This is a genomic window from Arhodomonas sp. KWT (assembly GCF_010993615.1).
The window spans coordinates 1-1,244 of record NZ_WNXE01000486.1 but is presented as its reverse complement, the minus strand read 5'-3'; the positions used below and the strand labels follow the sequence as shown (position 1 = coordinate 1,244).

Here is a 1,244-nt window from a genome sequence, read left to right as displayed (position 1 = left end):
CCCGGGTCGAGGCGTTCTATGCCGTCCGGGACTTTCGTCCGGCCTGGCGACGGCCCGAGGCCGTAACCGCATTCACGACCGCACTCGACACCCTGGCGGGCGACGGCCTGAGGCCTGCGGATTACGCCGCGGACCGGCTCGTCGCGGCCCACCGCCGGGCCTACGCCGGGGATGGCCCGATAGACGAACGCGCACGCTTCGATATCGTCGTCACCCGGCTGCTGCTCACCGCACTCCGCCACCTCGACCGGGGCAAGGTCGACCCGGCATCGCTGGAGGCGGACTGGGACGTCCCCCTGCCACCCTTCTCGCCGGACATGGACGCCCTGTCCGACGACGTCGACGCCCTGGACTTCGAGACCGCCTTTGCCCGGGCCCGGCCGGACTACGCCCCCTACCACCGGCTGCGCACGGCGCTCGCGCACTATCGCCGGATCCGCGACGCCGGCGGCTGGCCGGCCCTGCCATCGCTGGACACCGCGCTGCACCCCGGCGACCGGGCCCCGGCGGTCGCCGTGCTCCGCCGGCGACTCGCGGTCACCGGCGCACCCGTGGGGGACAGCGCGGACCCGGCACGCTACGACGATGCCCTCGCCGGGGCCGTGCGGCACTTCCAGCGCCACCATTACCTCGCCGTGGACGGTGTCGTCGGCACCGCCACCCGGGCGGCGCTCAACGTCGACGTGGACGCGCGCATCGACCAGATCCGGGTCAACCTGGAGCGTGCACGCTGGCTGCTCCACGGGCTGCCACGCTCGTTCGTGCTGGTGGACATCGCCGGCTATCGCCTGACCTACTACCGCCCGGATCACAAGCCATGGCACACGCGCATCGTCGTCGGCACCCCCTACCGGCGCACGCCGGCGCTGCGCTCGCGGATCACGCACCTGACGTTCAACCCGACCTGGACGGTGCCCGCCTCGATCACCTGGCCTGAGCTGCTGCCCCGCATCCGCCGGGACCCCGGCTACCTCGCCCGCGAGCACCTGCAGGTCCTCACCCCGGAGGGCCGGGCGCTGGACCCGGCGACGATCGACTGGCGCGATCCGCCCGCGGTGGTGCTGCGCCAGAGGGCGGGAGCGGACAACGCCCTGGGACGGGTGGTATTCCGCTTCCCCAACCCCTACTCGGTCTATCTCCACGACACCCCGGCCCGGGCGCTGTTCGACCGCCCCCGGCGCGCGTTCAGCCATGGCTGCATCCGCGTCGAGCACCCGCTGGAGCTGGCCCGCCTGCTCCTCGAC

The 1,244-nt window shown here is 73.4% G+C and carries 1 protein-coding gene; it reads left to right on the top strand.

What is annotated here, in order from left to right:
- On the top strand, window positions 1-1,244 hold a 1,244-nt coding region (locus tag G7A99_RS20115; protein ID WP_163143587.1), incomplete at both ends, for a murein L,D-transpeptidase.